At 61.8% G+C, this 23,162-nt stretch carries 20 protein-coding genes and 1 tRNA gene; 12 read left to right on the top strand and 9 right to left on the bottom strand.

The features are described 5' to 3' along the window. Nucleotides 1–105: 105 nt before the first annotated feature. Entirely contained in the window at nucleotides 106–1,206 is a 1,101-nt protein-coding gene (locus PG881_RS21550) for a porin (RefSeq protein ID WP_270802782.1), read from the top strand. Nucleotides 1,207–1,270: 64 nt separating this feature from the next. Here PG881_RS21550 and mdtH read toward each other — a convergent pair whose 3' ends face one another. After that, the gene (mdtH, locus tag PG881_RS21545; protein ID WP_219255980.1) at nucleotides 1,271–2,464 is read right to left on the bottom strand and encodes a multidrug efflux MFS transporter MdtH; all 1,194 of its coding nucleotides are present in this window, start codon (nucleotides 2,462–2,464) and stop codon (nucleotides 1,271–1,273) included. A gap of 207 nt (nucleotides 2,465–2,671) precedes the next feature. Between mdtH and PG881_RS21540 the strand changes: the two genes are divergently transcribed. Then, on the top strand, nucleotides 2,672–3,571 hold the full coding sequence (locus tag PG881_RS21540; RefSeq protein ID WP_024946193.1) for a LysR family transcriptional regulator: 900 nt from the start codon (nucleotides 2,672–2,674) through the stop codon (nucleotides 3,569–3,571). A 52-nt stretch (nucleotides 3,572–3,623) separates the two neighbouring features. On the opposite strand, the gene PG881_RS21535 is transcribed toward PG881_RS21540, so the two are convergent. Beyond that, nucleotides 3,624–5,393, bottom strand: a complete 1,770-nt coding sequence (locus PG881_RS21535; RefSeq protein WP_011704796.1) for a M4 family metallopeptidase — start codon at nucleotides 5,391–5,393, stop codon at nucleotides 3,624–3,626. A gap of 351 nt (nucleotides 5,394–5,744) precedes the next feature. On the opposite strand from PG881_RS21535, the gene PG881_RS21530 reads away from it, so the two are divergent. Next, nucleotides 5,745–6,299, top strand: coding sequence for a GNAT family N-acetyltransferase (locus tag PG881_RS21530; protein WP_017410624.1), 555 nt, complete (start codon nucleotides 5,745–5,747; stop codon nucleotides 6,297–6,299). Then, nucleotides 6,299–6,850 (top strand): ribosomal protein S5-alanine N-acetyltransferase, encoded by a 552-nt coding sequence (rimJ, locus tag PG881_RS21525; protein ID WP_270802779.1) that lies wholly within the window; start codon nucleotides 6,299–6,301, stop codon nucleotides 6,848–6,850. The genes PG881_RS21530 and rimJ overlap by 1 nt, the downstream gene beginning before the upstream one ends. 102 nt (nucleotides 6,851–6,952) lie before the next feature. Here the strand turns inward: rimJ and PG881_RS21520 are convergent, their stop codons facing one another. The 3 genes from PG881_RS21520 to PG881_RS21510 form a co-directional block, all read right to left on the bottom strand. After that, on the bottom strand, nucleotides 6,953–7,198 hold the full coding sequence (locus PG881_RS21520) for a hypothetical protein (RefSeq protein WP_005309486.1): 246 nt from the start codon (nucleotides 7,196–7,198) through the stop codon (nucleotides 6,953–6,955). Nucleotides 7,199–7,507: 309 nt separating this feature from the next. Next, nucleotides 7,508–8,557, bottom strand: coding sequence for an oxidoreductase (locus tag PG881_RS21515; protein ID WP_270802777.1), 1,050 nt, complete (start codon nucleotides 8,555–8,557; stop codon nucleotides 7,508–7,510). Nucleotides 8,558–8,665: 108 nt separating this feature from the next. After that, nucleotides 8,666–9,829 carry a multidrug effflux MFS transporter gene (locus PG881_RS21510; protein ID WP_024946189.1) on the bottom strand — a complete coding sequence of 388 codons (1,164 nt, stop codon included), beginning with the start codon at nucleotides 9,827–9,829 and terminating at the stop codon, nucleotides 8,666–8,668. Nucleotides 9,830–10,051: 222 nt separating this feature from the next. Here PG881_RS21510 and rdgB point away from each other — a divergent pair, with 222 nt between their 5' ends. Together rdgB and hemW are read left to right on the top strand one after the other, a co-directional pair. Further along, nucleotides 10,052–10,648 carry an RdgB/HAM1 family non-canonical purine NTP pyrophosphatase gene (gene rdgB, locus PG881_RS21505; protein ID WP_041217113.1) on the top strand — a complete coding sequence of 199 codons (597 nt, stop codon included), beginning with the start codon at nucleotides 10,052–10,054 and terminating at the stop codon, nucleotides 10,646–10,648. A gap of 134 nt (nucleotides 10,649–10,782) precedes the next feature. Then, nucleotides 10,783–11,928, top strand: coding sequence for a radical SAM family heme chaperone HemW (hemW, locus tag PG881_RS21500; RefSeq protein ID WP_041217114.1), 1,146 nt, complete (start codon nucleotides 10,783–10,785; stop codon nucleotides 11,926–11,928). Between the two features lie 225 nt (nucleotides 11,929–12,153). Here hemW and PG881_RS21495 read toward each other — a convergent pair whose 3' ends face one another. From PG881_RS21495 to zntR, 3 genes are all read right to left on the bottom strand, one after another. Beyond that, nucleotides 12,154–12,372, bottom strand: coding sequence for an alternative ribosome-rescue factor A (locus PG881_RS21495; protein WP_017410628.1), 219 nt, complete (start codon nucleotides 12,370–12,372; stop codon nucleotides 12,154–12,156). A 128-nt stretch (nucleotides 12,373–12,500) separates the two neighbouring features. Continuing rightward, nucleotides 12,501–13,037 (bottom strand): dihydrofolate reductase family protein, encoded by a 537-nt coding sequence (locus tag PG881_RS21490; RefSeq protein WP_041217116.1) that lies wholly within the window; start codon nucleotides 13,035–13,037, stop codon nucleotides 12,501–12,503. After that, nucleotides 13,027–13,464 (bottom strand): Zn(2+)-responsive transcriptional regulator, encoded by a 438-nt coding sequence (zntR, locus tag PG881_RS21485; RefSeq protein ID WP_005309469.1) that lies wholly within the window; start codon nucleotides 13,462–13,464, stop codon nucleotides 13,027–13,029. Before zntR ends, PG881_RS21490 begins: the two co-directional genes overlap by 11 nt. Before the next feature lie 411 nt (nucleotides 13,465–13,875). Between zntR and purH the strand changes: the two genes are divergently transcribed. The 5 genes from purH (at nucleotide 13,876) to PG881_RS21460 (ending at nucleotide 20,892) form a co-directional block, all read left to right on the top strand. After that, entirely contained in the window at nucleotides 13,876–15,468 is a 1,593-nt protein-coding gene (gene purH, locus PG881_RS21480) for a bifunctional phosphoribosylaminoimidazolecarboxamide formyltransferase/IMP cyclohydrolase (RefSeq protein WP_270802773.1), read from the top strand. A gap of 110 nt (nucleotides 15,469–15,578) precedes the next feature. Then, on the top strand, nucleotides 15,579–16,868 hold the full coding sequence (gene purD, locus PG881_RS21475; protein ID WP_011704786.1) for a phosphoribosylamine--glycine ligase: 1,290 nt from the start codon (nucleotides 15,579–15,581) through the stop codon (nucleotides 16,866–16,868). A 263-nt stretch (nucleotides 16,869–17,131) separates the two neighbouring features. Further along, nucleotides 17,132–17,506 carry a cytochrome b562 gene (locus PG881_RS21470; RefSeq protein ID WP_011704785.1) on the top strand — a complete coding sequence of 125 codons (375 nt, stop codon included), beginning with the start codon at nucleotides 17,132–17,134 and terminating at the stop codon, nucleotides 17,504–17,506. Continuing rightward, nucleotides 17,487–18,041 carry a cytochrome b/b6 domain-containing protein gene (locus PG881_RS21465; RefSeq protein ID WP_270802771.1) on the top strand — a complete coding sequence of 185 codons (555 nt, stop codon included), beginning with the start codon at nucleotides 17,487–17,489 and terminating at the stop codon, nucleotides 18,039–18,041. Before PG881_RS21470 ends, PG881_RS21465 begins: the two co-directional genes overlap by 20 nt. A 274-nt stretch (nucleotides 18,042–18,315) precedes the next feature. Beyond that, nucleotides 18,316–20,892: an alpha amylase C-terminal domain-containing protein gene (locus PG881_RS21460; protein ID WP_270802770.1), complete on the top strand. Its 2,577-nt coding sequence runs from the start codon at nucleotides 18,316–18,318 to the stop codon at nucleotides 20,890–20,892. 429 nt (nucleotides 20,893–21,321) lie between these two features. Here the strand turns inward: PG881_RS21460 and PG881_RS21455 are convergent. Next, nucleotides 21,322–21,398: transfer RNA gene (locus PG881_RS21455), tRNA-Ile, on the bottom strand. Nucleotides 21,399–21,564: 166 nt separating this feature from the next. On the opposite strand from PG881_RS21455, the gene PG881_RS21450 reads away from it, so the two are divergent. After that, nucleotides 21,565–22,866, top strand: coding sequence for a tyrosine-type recombinase/integrase (locus tag PG881_RS21450; protein WP_270802768.1), 1,302 nt, complete (start codon nucleotides 21,565–21,567; stop codon nucleotides 22,864–22,866). Nucleotides 22,867–23,162: the final 296 nt, after the last annotated feature.

Below are 23,162 nucleotides of genomic sequence, written 5' to 3'. Positions count from 1 at the left end.
TCAGTTTCTATCAAGGTTCGCAGATCTACTCTGGGGCATCGGAACAGAAACCGATCAACAGGGCCGAGCACAGGTCCGACAGTGTTTACACCAGAGGAACGAACAATGAAAAAGACAGCATTGACCATGGCCATCTCCAGCGTGCTGCTGGCCGGTGGTGCGCAAGCCGCTACCGTCTACAACCAGAACGACACCAAACTCGACATCGGTGGTCGCGCTCAAGGCATGTACTACGGCACTGATGACAACGGTTCTGAAGGTGACCAGAGCTACCTGCGTCTGCACGTTGCCGGCGAAACTAAGATCGACAACGAGCTGACCGCGTTCGGCTTCGCTGAATACAACCTGCCGGTCTCCGGCTCCGACAACGACGAGCTGCGTTATGCCTACGCCGGCATCAAGCACGATCGTTTCGGTGCCTTCAGCTACGGCCGTCAGGATGGTCTGTTCACCAAAGCCGTGAACAACTACACCGACGTGCTGCCAGAGTGGGGTGGTGACGGTCTGGGCAAGGACACCGAAGTGTTCGGTACCGGTCGTACCAACGGCCTGGCCCAGTACATCTACACCTATCAGGGCCTGACCCTGGGTGCCCAGTTCACCGGCAACAACGATCCGCAGAATGCCGATCGCTCCAACCTGACTGGCGCCAACAGCACCTGGAATCCGAAGGGTTCCGCTGAAGGCTTCGCCGTGTCCGCCAACTATGACTTCGACATGGGCCTGAGCCTGGGTACCGCCTACAACCAGGCTGGCAAGACCGACGAGCAGGCCGCCAACGCCGACTTCGGTGGTGACCGCGACGCCAAGCTGTACGGCGTCGGTGCCAAGTACGCCGTCGGCGACCTCTACCTGGCTGCCACCTACTCCCACGGTGAAGACCACATGTACGTCAGTACTTCCCACTACAACGGCTATGCCGAGAAGATGGATGGCTACGAAGCCGTCGCCCAGTACGCCTTTGGCAAGTTCAAGCCGTCCCTGGCCTACCTGCGTACCGACGTGAAGGACAGCGCCCACGGCATCGATGACACCGCCACCGAGTACGTCTCCATCGGTGCCTGGTACAACTTCACCGACAACTTCAACGCCTACGTTGATTACAAGATCAACCTGCTGGACAACAACGGCGATAAATCCCACACCAACTCGCTGGGCAAGAACACCGACGACGTGGTCGCCGTGGCCCTGCAGTACAACTTCTAAGTCTTCCCTGAATTGCCTACTGTATTTTTTACCGGCCGCCCAGCGGCCGGTTTTTTATTGCCCGTCAGATGTCAACCCGCGCCAGACTCGGCTCGCGGTGAAAGCAGTTCACCAGCAGCAGCAAGGTCGTCACCCCCACCGTGCCCAGCACCAACCAGGGTAACCAGGGCTGACCCTGCAGCATGGCGTAGTCATGCAGCGCGCCGCCCCCCACGTAACCCGTCATGCCCCCCAGCGCCAGCCCCAGCCGGCTGAAGCCCATGTAGCTGCCGCGTGCTCCCGGTTGTGCGAGCTTGGTCATCAGCGTCTCCCGCGCCGGTTCGGCGATGACGATCCCCAGATAGAAGCAGGCCAGCAGCATGAATACCGCAGGCAGGGTGTTGGCAAAGGCCACCAGCCCGATGCCGGTGGTCATCAGCAGCACCCCGGCCATCAAGCGGCTCTCCAGCTTGAAGTGGCGCTCGCCATAGCGCGCCAGCGGATAGAGCAGCGCCAGCGAGATGGCGGTCTCCAGGGTATACATCCAGCCCACCGCCGTGGTGGTGCCCGCCATCTGCTTGACCAGGATGGGGAAGATCAGCATCACCTGGACCCAGAGCGCGTAGTAGCCGCTCAGGATCAGTACCAGCCGGCAGAACGCCTTGTCGGCCAGCACCTGGCCGAGACCGGCGCGGATCGGGGTCGGTCGCACCGAGAGTTTGTAGGCAGGCAGGATCAGCAGGTTGCACAGGGCGGCGCAGACAAACAGGCCGGCCCCCAGCAGGCAGACATATTCGAAGTCGAAGTTGAGCAGCCAGCTGCCGAGCAGGGCCCCCACCACGGCGCCGGCGCTCTCCAGCATCATCAACAAGGAGATGTAGCGCCCCCGCTGACGGGGCCGGGTGAATTTGATCACCAGCGCGGCGCGAGGCGGATCGAACAGACAGCCTCCCAGTCCCGAGATGACGCAGGAGAGGATCAGCTCCAGCCCGCTCTGGGCGTAGGCCAGGCTGGCAAACCCCGCCGCCCGCAGCAGCATGCCACCCACGATGAGTGGCCGCGCGCCGAACTTGTCCGCCAGCGAGCCGCCCAGAATGCCCAGCCCCTGCTGGGTCAGCTGGCGCAATCCCAGCGCCAGCCCCACCACCCCGGCCGCCCAGCCGAGTTGATCCACGAAGCGCAGGCTGATCATGGGCATCACCACGAAGAACCCCAGGATCACCAACAGGGAATCCAACGCCAAAAACCACCGCCCCAACCGCCTCGCCCGCTCCACCATGACTACCCGTCCCCTGCTTTCTGATGACATTCCGATTAATTCGTCTCATCGCCCGAATGACGCCGTCACCAAACGGGCTCAAGGTGCAACAAGCCCCTGAACCGATATGGCAATATGCCAAAGCACAACGATTGATACTGCTATTCTGGAAGGACGCCAGATATAGTGGTAGCCGACAACTGGCTATATTTTATATTGGATTATGTTATGGCTATGACCCTCGACGATCTGCAATTGCTGCTGGATGTGGTCAATCGCGGCAGCTTCAGCAAGGCGGCCGCCGTGCGCGGCTGGTCACAACCCATGGTGAGCCAGCGGATCGCCGTGCTGGAACAGGATCTGGGCCAGCCCCTGTTTCGTCGCCACCGGCGCGGCGCCACCCCCACCCCGGCCTGCGAGCAGTTCCTGCCCGCCGCGAGTGCGGCACTGAGTGCGCTGGAAGGGGGTCGCTTGGCGATGCAGGGAGCGCCGGCGCTGCCGCGCATCCGGCTCGCCTGCCTGCCCTCCCTGACGACCGTGGTGTTCGGCCCCCTGCTGCTGGCACTGGTCGACGAGACCTTCGAGATCCGCTGCAACACGGATCACTCCGGCATCATCATGCAGGAGCTGCTGACCGGCGAGACCGACGTCGGCTTCATCCTCAAGTGCCCGGCCATCGCCGGCATCCAACTCGAGTTGCTCTATCGCTCCCCCATCATAGCGGTGGCCTGTGCCACCCATCCGCTGGCCGGGCGGCAGGGGCTGACCCTGCAGGACATCGCCAACGAGCGGCTGGCCCCCCAGCAGTGGGGTACCGGCTGCGACGAGCTGATCCTGCAGTTGCGCCTGCTGCGCCAGGTGGCGAGCCCGCTGCACGCCATCCAGCCCGCCAGCGCGGCGCGGGAGCTGGCGCTGGAGCACGGCTTCATCACCCTGATGCCGGCGCTCGCCATCGCCCGGGATCTGGAGTTCGGCCGGCTGGTGCAACTGGACGTGGTGGATCTGCCGCCGGATCACTGGGATGTGATGATGGCCTGGCGCAGTGGAAAACGGCCCAATCCCGCCAAGGAGCGGGTACTGGAGGCCGCCCGTACCCTGGCCCGGCGCTGGGCGGGCAAATCCGCATAAAAAAAGCGCCGGACAAGTCCGGCGCTCCCTCTCTATTTGCAGTGGCTCAGGCTCAGTAACTGGCCTTGAGGGTCACCCCAGAGAAGGCGCTGTAGGCGCTCAGCTGCACGTTCCAGGTCCCCGCCTTGGGCGAGTTCAGGGTGCAGGTCTCGGCGTTGCCGCTCTTGTAGGGGCGGCAGTCATAGCTGCTGCTGGTCGGCACGCTGCCGAACTTCACATACAGATCCGCATCGCCGGTACCGCCACTGCTGGCGATCACCAGCTGGCTCTTGCCGGCCGGCACGTCGATGGTGAAGTTCAGCTTGCCACCCTTGGCAGCGGAGAGACCGCTCACCGGCACCCCGTTTTGCAGCACGCTACCCGGCTGCGGCGTGGTACCGCCACAGGAGGCATTGACCCCCACAGTGGTGAAGGCCGCCGCCACGTCGGTCACGCTGTAGCCCAGATCGGTGGCGGCCTTGGTCACGCCGCAGGCGCCCTGATCGAAGGTGGTGTTGGCGCCCCAGTAGAGGCGGTTGGCCAGCACGAACACTTCAAAGGCCTTGCGGGTGTTCCAGCCGCTGGTGTTGGCCAGCAGGTAGAAGGCGCGGTTGTAGACACCTGAGCTGTGGTGCACATCGATGCCATCGTAGTAGTCGCTGGCATGGCCGATGGAGCTGCCGTCCCGGGTCGGATCCTCGAAGTAGCGCAGCGAGCCGTTGCCCTTGAAGATCTGGGCGCCCACCAGCCAGTCGTTGCTGCCCTTCATGAAGTTCTCGGCCGCTTCCCCCGCCATGTCGGAGAAGGCCTCGTTGATGCCGCCCGACTGACCGGAGTAGACCAGCCCGGAGTTCTGCTCGGTAAAGCCGTGGCTCACCTCGTGGGCCGCCACGTCCAGGCTCACCAGCGGGTAGAAGGTGGTGGCGCCGTCGCCGAAGGTCATCTGGCTGCCGTCCCAGAAGGCATTCTCGTAGTTGCGGCTATAGTGCACCCGCATCTTCAGCTTGAAGGTCAGCGGCGCCGTGTTGTACCAGTTGCGGTACATGTCGAACACCACGTTGCCGAAGTAGTGGGCGTCATTGAGCGGCGAGTAGGCGCCGTTGATCTCCTTGACCGTGTTCTCCGGGCAGGTGAACTGATGAATGGCGCCGCCCGTGGTGGCGTGATTCATGTTGAGGGTGTCCACGTTCGGGCTGGTCATCCGGCAGTTGTCGTCCACCAGCAGCGGGCCGAAGTCGGCGCCGTAGAAATACTTGCCGGTCTTGACGTTACCACCCGGGCCGGTGGCGTCCTTGTGATTGATCCCTTCCCAGCGCTTGAGCTCGCTGCCGTTCTGGGCATCGATCACCACGAAGGGGCGGCTTGGCTCGTCGCTCGCCGCCAACCAGGAGACCAGATAGACCAGGCGGGCCTGACCTGCCTCATCCTGCATCACGAACAGCTTGACCCGCTCGTTGCTGCCCTTGGCCCCGGCCCGCGCCTTGCTGGCGGCATCGGCCGGCGACAGGGCGGCGGTCGGGCTGGCCACGTCGGCATCGATCTGGCGCAGGATCTGGCCGGAGACCTGGCTTATCTGCCCGCCGAGGGACTGCTCGGCCACCAGCACCTGACCCCAGACCGGGATGCCGTGCCAGGTCTGCTCATAACGCACCCGCTGCTGACCGTTGGGCAGCTTGACCGCCCGCACCTGACGAAACTCGCCATCCCCTGCCAGCGCACTCACCCCGGCAGCACCGCTCGGCGCCCCCTGAATGCCCGCTACCTGATGCACATCCACCTGTTCTGCAGCCAGCGCTGCGCTTCCCCAGCAGGCCAATACCACGGCCAAATAGACTTTGTTCATCCGTCTTTTCCTTAAGTCGATGAAGATTACACGTCGGGTCCGTTGCCCGGCGCTCCTACACTAGTTGGCACGTTCAAGATTGCTGCCTGTCATATGTGACAGAGCAGCACAAACCCATAGCAGGATCTGCTGTTGCTCCTGTTTGGTAGCGTGAGAAGAGATCAAAATGGCGAATAACACCAAAAAAAGCCGAACAATGGCCAGGCACTTTCTGACTGCCGCCAATCGCCCCTCCATATGGGGATGGCGAGGCGCAAGAACAGATGGAAAACCCTTGGCGTACAAGGGGTTGATTGGCTACATTGGCGGTTTGGCGGCCCGCTTCGGGCCCTGACTGGAGGGGAGGTACGGATGTTTTCATGGCAACTGGACGACGAGCTGGCGCTGCTGTTCCTGCAGCCCGACATGGCCAGCGAACTCTTTGCTCTGTGTCGGGAAAACCGTGACTACCTGACCCAGTGGCTGCCCTGGCCGCCCTACATTCAGCAGCCCGCCGACAGCGCCACCTTCATCCGCCACGCCATCGAGAAGTTTGCCCGCGGCGAGGGGCTGACCACCGCCATCGAGTATCAGGGGGAAGTGGTCGGCGTCATCGGTTACAACCAGATCGACCGGGCGCTGGCCAAGGTCAGCATCGGCTACTGGCTGGCCGAGCGCTGGCAGGGCAACGGCATCATCACCCGCGCCTGCCAGGCCCTGATCCATCACGCCTTCGAGGAGATGGGGATGGAGAAGGTGGAGATCAGCGCCGCCACCGACAACGAGCCCAGCCGGGCCGTCTGCGAGCGCCTCGGCATGCAGCAAGAGGGGATCACCCGCCGTGCCGAGCGGCTGGCCGACCGCATCGTGGATCACGTTCACTACAGCCTGCTGCGCGATGAGTGGCTCAGGCAGAGGGATCACTGATGGCGCTGCCACACCTGTGCACGGCCCGCTGCCAGCTCACCATACTGCCCCCCGAACGGGCCGATCTGATGCTGGATTTCTATCTGCGCAACCGCGCCCACCTCGCCCCCTGGGAGCCCAGCCGGGACGAGAACTTCTACACCCTCAGCCACTGGCACGGCCGGCTGCGCGACAGCTATGGCCAGTTCTTCAATGGCAGCGGGGTACATCTGGTGGCGCTCGATCCCCATGGTGAGCAGGTGATCGCCACCTGCAACTTCACCAACATCCTGATGGGCGCCTTCAAGGCCTGCCATCTGGGTTACGCCATCGACCAGGCCCACCAGGGACAGGGGCTGATGCAGGAAATCGTCGAGACCGGCATCGACTACCTGTTCCGGGAACACGGCCTGCACCGCATCATGGCCGGCTACATGCCGTCGAATCAGCGCAGCGGCGCCCTGCTCGAGCGGCTCGGCTTCGAGCGGGAGGGGTACGCCAAAGACTACCTGATGATCAATGGCCGCTGGGAGGATCATATCCTCACCGCGCGCCTCAACCCGGCACTCTAGCCGGTTCTCGGGCCGGCAATAATCCCGTCAAAGGCGGGGAACGGGCATAAAAAAACGGGCCCGAAGTTACCTTCGGGCCCGTTCTTCAGATGAGGTGCAGGCTTAGTTGGCCTTGGCATCGCTCACTGCGGCTTCTGCCTTGGTGGCTACGTCAGCGGCAGCCTTCTCAACGGTTGCAGTCGCTTCGGAAGCAGCCTTCTCTACGGTAGAGGTGGCTTCGCTAGCGGCTTTCTCAACAGTTGCAGCAACGTCGGCGGCCGGAGTAGCAGCCGGAGCGGCGGCTTCTTCTTTCTGACCACAAGCGGTCAACATCAGACCCAGGATACCGGCTACCAGTACTTTGTTCATGTGCATACCCTCAGAAAAATATGGAGAGATGGTTGGTACAACCATCACAGTGCGTCCTTTCACCCGGTGAAAAACCCATATGCCGGGAGCCAAGAGGCGCGCGAAATATATCCCCATACGCGCCCAATGAAAACGAGTATCACAATGATATTTTCTCGTTGGCTGGATGAAAAGAACTACTACAACGACAAACATTAATACAAAACACTGTAAATGGCGCAGTTTTGTACAATAAAACGCCACAGGCCCCGTGGTTGCTGGCAATAAACGGCTATTGCATTGTGCCGGCAACCGCGTGCGGACAGCGCCTCAGTCAGACAGGATCTGACAAGCCAGTCGTTTCCCCTCGCGGGCGCTGTCGCGGGCCAGGTCCAGCAGCGCCATCACCGCCAGTGCCTCGCCGGCCGGTACCGGGTTGTCGCCTTCCCCACGAATGGCGGCGCAGACACCGCGATAGTAGGCGCCGTAGTCCCCCGCTTCGCCAGCCACGCTCTGCTGCTGCAGCTGACCATCGCGGATCCGGCTGAGCTGGCCGGGTTCGTTGTCCACTCCCCAGTCTGCCGCCGGCGGCCGCTTGCCGAGCTTGAGCTGCTCCTCCTGCACATCCATGCCGAACTTGATGAAGGAGCCCTCGCTACCGTGGATGACAAACCGCGGCATGGTGGCCGACACCAGGCAGCTGCCGTGCAGCACGACCCGCATCTCGCCATAGCCGAGCACCACGTGGAAGTAGTCATCCGCCAGGGCAGCGGGGCGCTGCTGAGCCAGATCCGCCTGCAGCCAGTCCGGCTGACCGAACAGCTGGAGCGACTGATCGAGGATGTGGGGGCCGAGATCGAACCAGAGGCCAGAGCCCGGACCGCCCGCCTCGCGCCAGCGCTGGCGCACCTCGGGACGATAGCGATCGAAGTGGGATTCGAACTGGGCAACCTGACCGAGCGCTCCTTCCGCCAGCAGGCGGCGCACGGTGAGAAAGTCACCGTCCCAGCGCCGGTTGTGGAAGATGCTGAGCAGCCGCTGCTGCTTTTCCGCCAGCTCGACCAGCGCCTTCGCCTCGGCCAGATCCAGGGCGAACGGCTTGTCGATCACCACGTGCTTGCCGGCCAGCAGGGCCTCGCGGGCGATGGGGGCATGGGTGTCGTTGGGGGTGGCGATCACCACCAGATCGACCGACGGGTCCGCCAGCACCTCGGCCAGCGAACCGACCCGGCAGCCGGGCAGATCGCTCTGCACCTTGGCGGCATCGCGGCTCACCACCCAGCCGAGGGAGAGCCCGGGCGTGCTGGTCAGAAACGGGGCGTGAAAGGTTTGGCCTGCAAAGCCGTAGCCCACCAGGGCGGCATTGATTGTGTGGCTCATCCGGTTTTCTCCACGGGTAGCTGTGTCACGGGGTGCAGGCAAACCCTTGCCTGCCAAATAGAGAAGGGGGCCCAAGGCCCCCTGAGTGTGCCCATCAGAGCACAGGATTTATTGCAAACACAAGCGCCGGCCCTGGCGGGTCATCAGCATCAGCAGAGGGGGCAGCAGCAGCCACATGTGCAGCGCCAGCTGGCTGAGCGGATCATGCATCAGCACGCCGATGAAGCCCACCAGCGCGCCTGAGCCGCTCATCTGGAACAGACCGAGCAAGGCGGCGGCGGTGCCGGCGCAGTGGCCGAACGGTGCCAGCGCCATGCCGGCGGCCGCGCCCAGGATCATGGCAAAGCCGATGCTGGAGAGGAACACCGGGCCCATCATGGCCAGCGGATGCTCGATGTGCATGGCCAGGGTCAAGGCAATGGCGGAGAGCAGCAGCACCAGCAGGCCGATGCGCAGGGTGCGTCTTGGCCCCACTCTGGCGATGAAACGGGGTGCCAGGAAGCAGGCCAGGATGTTGAGTGCCGCGTTGGCGGTGAACCAGTAGCTGAAGCCGCTCATGTCCAGTCCCAGCTTCACCATCAGCTGCACCGGCGCCGCGGTGACATAGGCCAGGATCACCGCCATCGCCAGCATGCACAACGTCGCGTTGAACAGGAAGCTCGGGGAGCGCAGTACCGGGCTGTAGCGCGACCAGCTGATGAGCGGGCCGCTGCTGCTGGTTTCTTCCGGACGGGTCTCCGGCATCCGCCACAGCAGCCAGCTACCGACGATGACCGCATAACCGGCCATGAACCAGAAGTTGGCCGACCAGCCCGCCTTGGCGGTGAGCCAGCCACCGAGCAAGGGGGCCAGCGCCGGAATAAAGCAGATGGCACCGTTCAGGTAGGAGATCATCTGACCGCTCTTCTTGGGGCCGTAGCTGTCACGCACCACCGAGAAGGCGGCCACCGAGGTGGCACAGGCGCCAAAACCCTGCAGCACCCGCGCCAGCATCAGCTCGCCGAGACTCGCGGCAAAGCCGGCCCCCAGGGCGCTCAGACCATAGAGCAGCACACCGCCAAGGGCGATGGGCTTGCGGCCGTAGCGATCGGCCAGCGGCCCCACCAGCAGTTGCCCCAGTCCCATGCTGAACAGGAACCAGGTGATGGTGCCCTGCATCAGGGTCACCTCGGCACCCAGCTGCTCGGCCATCTGCGGGATGGCGGGCAGGTAGATGTCGATGGCCAGCGGACTGAACAGCACCAGTAGGACAAGCAAAAGAATCAATGGCATCAGTCACCTCGTGGCATGGGGAAATTAGATTGGGGCGCGAGTCTACTGGCTCACAGTAATGAATTGAAATGGTATTTAATCACTTCTGTTATTCCATTCAGGAAACATTCATTTTATCCGCATCTTGCCATGACCCCGGTGAGGGCGATCCAGGGCAATTGGCGCTTTTCCTGGGCGCCAGCCCCGCATAGAATGCGCAGATTATTTTTGCGGAGGTGCTCGATGAACAAGCTTGTCCTGGCAACAGGGAACCAGAAAAAGGTGAAGGAATTGGCCGCCATGCTGGCCGATATGAAGATCCAGGTGATCCCGCAGAGCGAGTTTGCAGTCTCCGATGCCGACGAGACCGGCACCACCTTCGTCGAGAATGCCATCATCAAGGCCCGCCACGCCGCCCGCATCACCGGCCTGCCGGCGGTTGCCGACGACTCCGGCCTGGAAGTGGATCTGCTGCACGGCCGTCCCGGCGTCTACTCCGCCCGCTTTGCCGGTGAAGGTGCCAGCGACAAGGACAACATCGACAAGCTGCTGGGCGAGCTGAAAGGGGCCCCCGAGTATCTCAAGAGCGCCCGTTTCTGGTGCGTGCTGGTCTACATGCGCCACGCCGACGATCCCACCCCCATCATCTGCCAGGCCAGCTGGGAAGGGATGATCATCGACGAACCGCGCGGTCAGCACGGCTTCGGCTATGACCCTGTGTTCTTCGTGCCCGATCACGACTGCACCTCGGCCCAGATGCCGGCCGAGCTCAAGAACCAGCTCAGCCATCGCGGCCAGGCGCTGGCCAAGCTGAAAGCGGCCCTGGCGGCGGTCAACTAAAGCGCTGTCTCCCGCCGCGTTGTCATCTACAATGGGGGCCGTCGGCCCCCGTTTCGTTCGCGGCGCCCCGGCCCGTTGTCATCGACGACAAGGGCAACCCGACCCCTGATGATTTTTTGAATACTGGAAACCCCATGCTGCAACTGCCGCCCCTCTCCCTCTATATCCACGTGCCCTGGTGTGTCCAGAAGTGTCCCTACTGCGACTTCAACTCCCACGCCCAGAAGGGGGAGCTGCCCCACCTCGAGTACGTGGCCGCCCTGCTGGAGGATCTGGATCAGGATCTGCACTGGGCCCAGGGGCGCCCCCTCTCCTCCATCTTTATCGGTGGCGGCACGCCGAGCCTGCTCTCCGTGGAGGCCATGCAGGCGCTGCTGGACGGGGTGCGCGCACGCATCGAACTCACCGCAGACTGCGAGATCACCATGGAGGCCAACCCGGGCACGGTGGAGGCAGACAAGTTCGCCGGCTTCCAGCGGGCCGGCATCAACCGCATCTCCATCGGGGTGCAGAGCTTCCAGCAGGAGAAGCTGACCCGGCTCGGCCGCATTCACGGCCCGCAAGAGGCGCGCAAGGCCGCCGAGCTGGCTCACGCCATCAAGCTTCCCACCTTCAACCTGGATCTGATGCACGGCCTGCCGGATCAGAGCCTGGCGGATGCGCTCTCGGATCTGCAGCAGGCCATCGACTGCGCGCCGCCGCACCTCTCCTGGTATCAGCTCACCATAGAGCCGAACACGGCGTTCGCCTCCAAGCCGCCCACCCTGCCGGAGGATGACACCCTGTGGGACATCTACGAGCAGGGCCACGCCATGCTCACCGCCCACGGCTATCAGCAGTACGAGATCTCGGCCTATGCCAAGGCGGGCTACCAGTGCCGCCACAACCTCAACTACTGGCGCTTCGGCGACTATCTGGGGATCGGCTGCGGCGCCCACGGCAAGGTGACGGATCTCGCCAACCAGCAGATCCTGCGCACCGCCAAGGTGAAACACCCGAAAGGCTATCTGGATCCGAACCGCCCCTATCTGGACGAGCAGTGGCAAGTGAGTGCGGACGATCTGCCGCTCGAGTACTTCATGAACCGGTTCAGATTGTTTGAACCGGCCCCCAAGGCGGAGTTCGAGGCCTACACCGGCCTGCCGCTGGAACGGGTAGAAACCATGCTGACCATCGCCCAGAGCAAGGAGCTGATCGAAGATCTCGGCGACAGCTGGCAGCTCACCTCCCTCGGCCATCGCTATCTCAACGTGCTGCTCGAACTCTTTATGGACGAATGAGGTAACCGCCTTTAACCAGATGGAACACAAGCGGGGCGCCATGAGCGCCCCGCTTGTTTTGGTTCCAAGAACCTGTTCACGGTCTGTCGCGAGAGGCTGTCAGCAAGGTGAAGAGCAGCGCAGGAACCGGAGTGTGTAAGTACACATGAGGATTGCGAGCAGCACATGAGCCTTGATCACGGCCTCGCAGCAAGATCGTGGACTGGTTCCAAAGCAGGAACCCGCTCAGCAGCAGACGCGTACCATCTGCTGTTGACCGGGCTCCCACCGCTTGCCGTGCTTGGCCTTGCGCTGATAGCTGCCCTTGCCTTTCTTGCTCGGTTCGACCCGGGCCTGGAACAGGGGGGAGGTCACCAGTGCCTTGAGGTGGTTGTCCTGAATGATGCCGCGCTGATGTTCGCAGGCGGGCTCGGTAGTGACCCGGGTCACCTTCTTCTTGGCCATGTCGGCTCCTTGATGCGGTTGGTCGTGTTTGCCCATCGCCCCTACCACCACAGATCCGGGGCAGGCGGCGAAAAAACGTGCCGATTGTGCACCTCTCCCGGCCCGCCTGCAAGGGGGCTGGTAGCTCCTCAGACCGGTTGATAGACGACCCGCACCAGCCCGCTTGGCAGTACGGTGCTCGACACCGGCACCAGCGCGCCGGGCAGCGATCCTGCAAAGAGCGGCACCCCGCGCCCCAGGGTGACCGGCACCCAGAACAGGATCAGCTCGTCCACCAGTGCGGCCTGCAGTCCCTGCCTGACCACCTCGCCACCATCCAGATAAAGATGGCGGCTGCCCGCCTGCCACAGCTCGTCCAGCACTTGCGCCAGCGCCCCCTGCCGGAAGGAGACATGCTCACGGGGAGCGGCGGGTCTGTGGGTCAATACCACCACCGGCTTGTCGCCATAAAACCACTCGGGAAAGCCGAGCACAGTGTCGTAGCTGTTGCGCCCCATCAGCAGGGTATCAACGCTCGCCATCAGCGCGCTGTAGCCGGTCTCTTCCTGGGAGTCGCCGTTGTAGGGTTCAAGCCAGGCCAGATCGCCCCCCTCCCCGGCAATGAAGCCATCGAGGGAGAGGGCAAGAAAGGCGGATACCCGGGGCCGGTGCAGCTCAGTGCTCATGGTCGTGGTGCTCATGACGGGAGGGGGCCCCGGACTCCAGCGTCTCCAGGATGGCGCAGTGCTCCGCCGAGCGCGGGCCGCCGCAGCAGATGTTGGAGAGCTCGCGCAGGTTGTCGCGAAAACGGGTCAGCTCGACGATCTTCTGCTCCACCTGTTCGAGCTTGGTGTCGGCCACCGCCTTCACCTCCTGACAGGTGACCTTGGCCTTGTTGGTATCGAGATCCAGCAGCTCGCCGATGTCGGCCAGCGAGAACCCCACCGACTTGGCGCGGATGATGAACTCCAGCCGCCGCTTGTCCTGCTCGCCATAGAGGCGATAGCCGGACTCGTTGCGAATGCCTGGCGAGATGAGACCATTCTTCTCGTAAAAACGCAGGGTATCCGCCTTCACTCCGCACGCCTTGGCCAGCTCCCCGATCCGATACATGCCTTTTCTCCCGTTGAATTTGCCACACAGCCACAACCGGCCCCCACTATCGCCCCTTTGCCCGGCGATTGCCAGCCGGCAGCAGGAAAGAGGACGCGGCCACCCTTTTGCCATCAAGAGACTGAAAAGACAAACGTTTCACAAAAACCAACCAGAAAACGTTTAACACCGCACCAGACAAGGCTTTGTCACTTTAAAAAATCCACCACGGGTCACATTTTTTGTGTAGAATACGCGCCCACAAGAGAGCGTCGCGTCAAGCGGGCATTTCCTAAAACGCTTTTGCCTGTCGGCAGGTTTTTCAGGCGAGAGCGGTTTGCGAAATCCCCCACTTCCATTTATTTGGGGACTCTCTGTGTTGAGCCTCGCCTCCCATGGAACGGTCCCCGTTATGCTGAGGACGATAGTGTGATGGAACAAGCTCGACCCATTCGCCGTGCACTGCTGAGTGTGTCTGACAAGACTGGCATCCTGGAATTTGCCAAGGCACTCAACGAACGTGGCGTGGCCCTGCTCTCCACCGGCGGTACCGCCAAGCTGCTGGCCGACGCTGGTCTGCCGGTGACCGAGGTCTCCGATTACACGGGATTCCCTGAAATGATGGATGGCCGGGTCAAAACCCTGCATCCCAAGGTCCACGGCGGCATTCTCGGCCGACGCGAACAAGACGACGCCATCATGGCCCAGCACGCTATCTCCCCCATCGACATGGTCGTGGTCAACCTCTATCCCTTCGCCGCCACCGTCGCCAAGCCCGGTTGTACCCTGGCCGATGCGGTCGAGAACATCGACATCGGCGGGCCGACCATGGTTCGCTCCGCCGCCAAGAACCACAAAGATGTGGCCATCGTGGTCAAGGCTGCCGACTATGACCGCGTCATCCGCGAGATGGATGGCAACGGCAACAGCCTGAAACTGGCCACCCGTTTCGATCTGGCCATTGCCGCCTTCGAGCACACCGCCGCCTACGACGGCATGATCGCCAACTACTTCGGCACCATGGTTCCCTCTTACGGTGACAACAAGGAGGGTGACGAGGAGTCCCGCTTCCCGCGCACCTTCAACAGCCAGTTCATCAAGAAGCAGGACATGCGCTACGGCGAGAACAGCCACCAGGCCGCCGCCTTCTATGCCGAGGAGCAGGCCGCACCGGGCTCGGTGGCGAGCGCCACCCAGCTGCAGGGCAAGGCCCTCTCCTACAACAACATCGCCGACACCGACGCGGCGCTTGAGTGCGTCAAAGAGTTCGACCAACCAGCCTGCGTCATCGTCAAGCACGCCAATCCGTGCGCCGTGGCCATTGGCAGCGACCTGCTGAGTGCCTACGAGCGCGCCTGGCAGACCGACCCCACCTCCGCGTTTGGCGGCATCATCGCCTTCAACCGTGAACTGGATGGCGCCACCGCCAAGGCCATCGTCGAGCGTCAGTTCGTCGAGGTGATCATCGCCCCCACCGTCAGCCAGGCTGCCCGCGACGCGGTCGCCGCCAAGCAGAACGTGCGACTGCTCGAGTGTGGTCAGTGGACCGCGCCGGCGCAAGGCTTTGACTTCAAACGTGTCAACGGCGGCCTGCTGGTGCAGGAGCGTGACCTTGGCATGGTGACCCTGGGGGATCTGACCGTGGTCAGCAAGCGTCAACCCACCGAGGCTGAACTGAACGATCTGCTGTTCTGCTGGAAGGTGGCCAAGTTCGTCAAATCCAACGCCATCGTCTATGCCAAAGACGGCCAGACCATCGGCGTCGGCGCCGGCCAGATGAGCCGCGTCTACTCTGCCAAGATCGCCGGCATCAAGGCCGAGGATGAAGGGCTGACCGTGGCGGGCTCCGTCATGGCTTCCGACGCCTTCTTCCCGTTCCGCGACGGCATCGACGCTGCAGCGGCAGCCGGCATCTCCTGCGTCATCCAGCCCGGTGGCTCGATGCGCGATCAGGAGGTGATCGACGCTGCCGACGAACACGGCATGTGCATGCTGTTCACCAACATGCGCCACTTCCGTCACTGATGGATCAGGGCCGCCACCGGCGGCCCTTTTGTTGTCTCTTTTCACCTGGCTATTTTCACCGGCGCAGGCCCCAGGCCCGCCAGTGACCCCGAATAGAAGCGAGCGATACGATGAAAGTACTGATCATTGGCAACGGCGGCCGTGAACACGCCCTGGCCTGGAAGGCCAAGCAATCCCCTCTGGTGACCCGGGTCTTCGTCGCCCCCGGCAATGCCGGCACCGCCCATGAAGGGAGCATCGAGAACGTGGCCATCTCGGCCACCGACATCCCGGCCCTGCTGGCGTTTGCCAAGGAGCAGCGCATCGGTCTGACCATCGTCGGGCCGGAAGCGCCGCTGGTGAAAGGGGTGGTCGATGCGTTCCGCGCCGAGGGGCTGGCCATCTTCGGCCCGACCGCCGCCGCCGCCCAGCTGGAAGGCTCCAAGGCGTTTGCCAAGGATTTTCTGGCCCGCCACGCCATCCCGACCGCCGAATACCAGAACTTCACCGAGGTGGAGCCGGCACTGGCCTACCTGCGCGAGAAGGGCGCCCCCATCGTCATCAAGGCTGACGGCCTGGCCGCCGGCAAGGGGGTCATCGTTGCCATGACCCTGAGCGAGGCCGAAGAAGCGGTACGCGACATGCTCTCCGGCAACGCCTTTGGCGACGCCGGGGCCCGGGTGGTGATCGAGGAGTTTCTGGACGGGGAAGAGGCAAGCTTCATCGTCATGGTGGACGGCGAGCATGTGCTGCCGATGGCTACCAGCCAGGATCACAAGCGAGTCGGTGATGGCGATACCGGCCTCAACACCGGCGGCATGGGCGCCTACTCCCCCGCCCCCGTGGTCACGGCCGATGTGCACCGCAAGGTGATGGAGCAGGTGATCATGCCGACCGTGCGCGGCATGGCGGCCGAGGGCAACGTCTACACCGGTTTCCTCTACGCCGGTCTGATGATCGACGGCCAGGGCAACCCCAAGGTGATCGAGTTCAACTGCCGCTTCGGCGATCCCGAGACCCAGCCCATCATGCTGCGCATGCGCTCCGATCTGGTGGAGCTCTGCCTGGCGGCCTGTGCCGGCAAGCTGGATCAGGTCGAAGCCATCTATGACCCCCGCGTCGCCATCGGTGTGGTGCTGGCGGCGGGCGGCTACCCCGGCGACTACCAGCAGGGCAAGCCCATCAGCGGCCTGCCAGTGGAAGAGGCAAGCGGCGAGAAGGTATTCCACGCCGGCTCGCAGCTGGAAGGCGATACCGTGGTGACCGCCGGTGGCCGCGTGTTGTGCGCCACTGCCCTCGGCCACAGCGTGGCCGAGGCACAAAAACGGGCCTATCAGCTGGCGGGTCGCATCAAGTGGGACGGCGTCTTCTACCGCCACGACATCGGCTGGCGCGCCATCGAGCGTGAACAGCAGCAGTAATCAACAGGGCCCGCAAGGGCCCTCTCTTCATCCGGCGTATCTCGCGGTCACGCAGCCCGGCGGATGGCCCGAATGGCCTGGTTCGCTTGACTCAGCAACTTCCTTACATCTCCCCCTTCCCTGTTACCCTTTGTGACAAAAAACAGCAATATTCACAAACAGTTCACGCACTGTCATGGCATCATGCCTGTGATGAATCCGAATAAGGGTTCATAAGAAGCCACATAGAATCGATAAGCATGTCGTTTAAATAAGGAAATCCCATGTTGAAAACTGTTCGCCCCCTGTTGCTGCCCCTGATGTTTGGCCTGATGACCCTGCCCGCCATGGCCGGTGAGCTGGAACAGCCGATGAAGAAGATCGGCTTCAACTACAAGCAGGCGGTCAAGGCTGACGATGCCGCCACCATGGAAAAATACATCAACGAGATGAAGGCGCAGTTCGACATCGCCAAGCAGAAGAACATGCCAGCCGCCAAGAAAGAGAAGTTCCTGGAAGGTATGAACGAAGTGCAGACCGAACTGGATGCCAGCCTGGCAGCCCTCAAGGCGGGTGACGAAGCCAAGGCGCGTGAGCACCTGGCCAAGGTCAACGACCTGAAGAAGGAGTACCACAAATATGCCAAGCAAAAAGGCTGATCCCTTCCACTGGGATAGTCTGGTCCGCCTCACCCACTGGGGTGTGGCGGCCATCTGTATCGGCAACCTCTGGCTCAACGAGGCGGGCGAGGAGTGGCACGAACGGCTGGGTTACCTGGCCATCGCCCTGATCAGCCTGCGCCTGGCGTGGGGGCTCTCGTTTGCCAAGGGCCATGCCCGGTTGCGAGCCCTCATCCCAAGCCGGGAAGATTTTCGCCAGCAAGCGGTGGAGCTGCGCGAGCGCACGCCACCGGGCCCCGGTCACCACGGCAGCGGCAAGCTGGCGGTCTGGACGCTCTGGCTGCTGATCCTGGCCACCGCCGGCACCGGCTGGTTCCAGAATACCGAGATGGGGTTCGAGCTGGGAGCGGACGACTGGCACGTCTGGTGTACCTGGGCCCTGCAGAGCATGATAGCGCTGCACCTGCTGGCCATCCTGTTCACCTCCTGGCGCCAGCGCAGCAATCTGGTGAAGCGCATGTTGCCAAGGCGCCGCGGCAAGGCCCGGGCCTTGCCGCAGGAATCCGACGCCTGAATACTCATGGGGCCCTGCAGGGCCCCTGTTCATTGCTCTGCCACTCCCCTGATCCCACAGTACCCGCCTGTCCCCAGCTCTTGCCCTCTCTTTCGCCACCTGCATCGCTAGGGGCCATGAAAGCATTTTCATTCACATTTCTTAATTAATTCAGGCTGTTCGATTTTCAACCACTGCGATTTCATGAATGCTACTGAGCTGAACGAGGTTGTTCGTTGTCCGTTCGACTACACGACAGTGATATGTCAATAACAAGATCGAAGGGAAAATCGTCATGCACAGCACACTGCTTCGAACCGCCCTGCTGACGGCGGCACTCGGCTCTTTCAGCCACACTGCCACCGCCGAAGGCGTCATGGTTCACCTGTTCCAATGGAAGTTCAACGACATCGCCAACGAGTGCGAAACCGTGCTCGGACCCAAGGGGTTCGGGGGCGTCCAGATCACCCCACCGGCCGAGCACAAGCAGGGCAGTCAGGTCTGGTGGACCGTCTATCAACCCGTCAGCTTCAAGAATTTCAACAGCTTCGGCGGTAGCGAGGCGGAACTCAGAAGCATGATCGCCCGCTGCAACGCAGCCGGGGTCAAGGTCTATGCCGACGCCGTCTTCAACCAGCTGGCATCGGGCTCAGGCACCGCCACCGGTGGCGGCAGCTACAACGCGGGGCAGTACCAGTATCCCCAGTTCGGCTACAACGACTTCCACCACAGCGGCGACATCACCAACTACGGCGACAGCAACAACGTCTGGAACGGCGCCCTCTACGGCATGCCGGACCTCAATACCGGCTCTCCCTACGTGCAGGATCAGATCGCCACCTACATGAAGACCCTGCTCGGCTGGGGCGTAGCCGGCTTTCGCATCGATGCGGCCAAGCACATGGCCCCGACCGACGTGAAGGCCATCCTCGACAAGGCGGGCAGCCCCAAGGCCTATCTGGAGGTGATCGGCGCAGGCGGAGAGTCCGCCGACATCCAGCCGGGCCGCTACACCTATATCGACACCGTCACCGACTTCAAATACGGCACCGATCTCGCCGCCAACTTCAACGGCCAGATCAAGAACCTCAAGACCCTGGGTGAGAGCTGGGGCCTGCTCCCCTCCGCTAAGGCCTTCGTCTTCGTGGTCAACCACGACCGCGAACGCGGTCACGGTGGGGGCGGCATGCTCACCTTCATGAGCGGTGCTCGCTACGATCTGGCCAACACCTTCATGATGGCCTGGCCCTATGGCTGGAAGCAGGTGATGTCGGGCTATCGCTTCGAAAACATGAGCACCTATGAAACCGACAAGGGGGCTCCGGGCAGCACACCTTGCACGGACAGCCAGTGGAACTGCGAACAGCGCCGGCCGACCATCATGAACATGGCCCTGTTCCACAACCGGACCGAAGGGCAGCCGGTCAGCAACTGGTGGGACAACGGCAACAACCAGATCGCCTTCGGCCGCGGTGACAAGGGCTTCATCGCCATCAACAACGAGAGCGGCAGCCTGGTGGCCTCGCTGCAGACCGGTCTGCCGGCCGGTGAGTACTGCAACCTCTTGGGTGGCAACGACTACTGCAGCGGCGGCTATGTCACCGTCGACGGCAGTGGCAAGGCCAGCCTGAATGTGCCCGGCATGAAGGCGGCCGCCATCATCGCCGGTTGCACCAAGGCCAATCCCTGCGGTGGTTCCGCCCTGCCGGGCACCAAGTTCAGCAGCATGAACCTGCGCGGTACCCACAACGCCTGGGGCAATACCCCCATGACCGTCGATGCCAACCGTGTCTGGTCAGCCACCCTCACCCTGACCGGCAACGGTGACGCCACCGGCGCCCAGCGCTTCAAGTTCGACGTCTTCGGCAACTGGACCGAAAACTACGGCGACAACGAAGGGGATGGCATCGCCGACAAGGGCAGCAGCAAGGACATTTTGGTCAGCGGAGCGGGCACCTACCGCATCACTCTGAACGAAAGCGATCTGCGTTACACGGTCACCCCCCTCACCAGCAACCAGGCGCCGGTGGCCGCCCTCTCTCCCAAGACCCTCAGCGTCAAGGCGGGTGAGAGCGTGGTGTTCGATGCCTCAGCCTCCCGCGACGACGGGGGTGTAGTGAGCTACAGCTGGTCCAGCGGTGGCACCGCCGCCACGGAGACGGTCCGGTTCGATACCCCGGGCACCCATACCGTGACGGTCACCGTGACCGATGCAGAAGGGTTGACCGCCAGTGCCAGCGCTACCGTGACCGTCACCGACGACAACGGCACCTACGCCAGCGTGCTGCCTACCCTGAATTTCCGTGGCACTCCCAATGCCTGGGGCTCTCTTGCCATGACGCTGGTCGCCGACAATCAGTGGGAGGCTCTGGTCACCTTCGATGGTCAGGCAAACCAGCGCTTCAAGTTCGACGTCAAGGGGGACTGGAGCAAGAACTATGGTGACACCAACAAGGATGGAGTGGCCGAACTGGCCGGCAGTGACATCCTGACCTCGGTCACCGGCCAGTATCGGGTACGCTTCAACGATCAGACCCTGCAATACAGCCTGACCCCGGTCAGCGTCGGCTACGCGAAGAACTTCGCCAGCCTCAACATTCGTGGCACCACCAACAACTGGAGCTCCACCCCCATGTCGCTGGTAGGCGATCACCTCTGGCAGGCCAGCATCACCTTCACCGGTAGCGGCGATGGCAACGGCGGTCAGCGCTTCAAGTTAGACGTCAAAGGCGACTGGACCCAGAACTACGGCGACACCAACAAGGACGGTGTCGCCGAGCTGGCCGGCGCCGACATCACCACGGCAGTGGTCGGTGTCTACGTGGTGCGTTTCAACGACCAGACGCTGGCCTACAGCCTGAACGCCCAGTAAGGCTACGCTCGGTCACCAGACCCTGAAGCACTGACCCAGGCCTCCCAGCATCGGCGGGAGGCCTTTCTTATGGCGTCATGCCACCCCTTCCAGCCGGCCGCTCAGCAGGCTGATGACCTGGCAGCATGTCCAGGCTCATCTCAAACCATGCCATCCCTCAACGCCGAGAAAAGGCGCGAACAGCCCACCGCACACAAGCCAAACCGCATGATCACATGACCAGCCTGCCCGGCAGGCTCGGGCGGGAGGATCAGGCTATCCCTTACTTTTGCAGAAAACCGCCACAGCGAGGCTCTGCGACGACTCATGGTGCGAAACCTTGTCCGGTTCTGGCTCTATACGCCGCACTATGGAGCGCATGCCTGAGAGCCGGCGCCGGTGAACGGCAGAAACGAAAAAGCCGCTCAAGAGAGCGGCTTTGTCTGAAAATGGTGGCCCCTGGGGGACTTGAACCCACGACCAATCGATTATGAGTCGACTACTCTGACCAACTGAGCTAAGGGGCCATTGATACTGGTTTGCGGCGTGGATGTTTAATTAATTATAAAACAAACACTTATGAATGAGGCGTGTATCGTTGGGTCTCAGATAGTATCAGGTAGCTTCACTCCAAGTACACTTGCAAGTACACTTTGAAGATATTGAAGTGCACTTAGCGAGGTTTGCCATCCAATGCCATTGACTCACAGTGAAGTAAACGCGCTACCCGCGAAAAGGAACCCATATTTTCAGACTGACGACAATCGTACCCGAGGAGAAGGGAGATTAGGGGTACAGGTATTCCCTAGCGGCACAAAGACCCTGACGTTTCGCTATAGGCGAGATGGGAAGTGGGCATTTATACCGCTTGGTAGCTTCCCAAACCTCAGCCTTGCTGATGCCCGCGAAAAGGCCAAGGCGTTTGGCCAGATGATCCGTGATGGCCTAGACCCCAAAGATGAGCTGGCTCGTCAAGCAAAGGAGCGGGAGCAAGAAAAGCGGGAGCGTGAGCAGCAAGGAACCATTGAGCAGTTATTCAAAAGCTATACCGAGCAGATGAATAAGGATGGCAAGCGCACCTATGAGGCCGTATTGGTGGCCCTGGAGAAAGAGACCTACCCAGTAATCAAACCCACGACCAAAGCTAAGGACGTGACCGCACACGATATCAAAATCATTCTGGCACACATGATCCACCGTGGTGCTGCTACCCAATCCAATCGTGTCAGAAGCTACCTGATGGCCGCATTCAATTACGGGCTTAAGCACGACAACGACCCCGCCAACTTCATAGACGATGCCAAATTTGGTTTGGTGCTTAATCCGGTGGCTGCCATACCCAAGCAAAAGGCCGCCGAGCGTGTCGGGGAACGCTTCCTGACGTGGGCAGAGGCTCGCAAATTGCTTGATGATATGGAGCAGTCCACTAGCCTAGGCTTGACCCTGCGTAGCCTGATCCGGCTTTGTTTCTTCACGGGTGGCCAACGCCCTTATGAACTGGCCGCCTCACGCTGGGCAAGTATCGACTGGGAAGCCAAAACCTTGACCATTACCGCCGAGCTTTCCAAGAATGGCCGCCCTCACTTGATCCCACTCACTGATAGCGCCTTGCGGGTGTTGAGAGAGCAGCAAGCGGCAACGGGGGATAGTCCCTTTATCTTTGCCCACGCCACCAAGCCGAGCGAACCAATGCCGATGGCTTCACTTAGCCAAGCGATTGATCGTTACCGCAAACGCGCCGAGATGGCGCACTTTATCCCCCGTGATTTCCGCCGAACCTGTAAAACTCTGATGGGTGAGCTGGGCATAGCCAAAGATCTGCGCGACCGCCTACAGAATCACGCCCTGAATGACGTATCCAGCAAGCACTATGACCGCTATGAATACCTGCCAGAGAAGCGGCGAGCCTTGGAGCTATGGGAGCGGCGGTTGTTGGATCTGGCAGCGGATACTGTGATTTCCGTTAACTTCTGGGGACGTGGGTTATCTTCCTGAATCCAAAGGCATTGCTTTAGCGACGATGAATAGTAATGTGAGCCCTAATGGTGTTACTCAATAAAGAGTGACAATAGCTCTTTGCAATAACAGCGTGCTAACTTAGCTCACAAAATCGTCAGCAATGCACTTGGAGTACTTAAAAAAATGCTCAAGCTCATTTCTCAACTATTCACCGAAGCAAAAACAGTAAGAAAGGCAGTGGACATATTGTCACGTACTCTAGGGAAGGTGCGAATAAGCGGGGAAATTCTTCTCGGCTGACTCAGTCATTTCATTTCTTCATGTTTGAGCCG

The sequence above is a fragment of the Aeromonas sp. QDB54 genome, assembly GCF_027707385.1.
GTDB classification, from domain to species: domain Bacteria; phylum Pseudomonadota; class Gammaproteobacteria; order Enterobacterales; family Aeromonadaceae; genus Aeromonas; species Aeromonas hydrophila.
The sequence above is the reverse complement of the archived record's forward strand: the minus strand, read 5'-3'. Positions and strand labels throughout refer to the sequence as shown.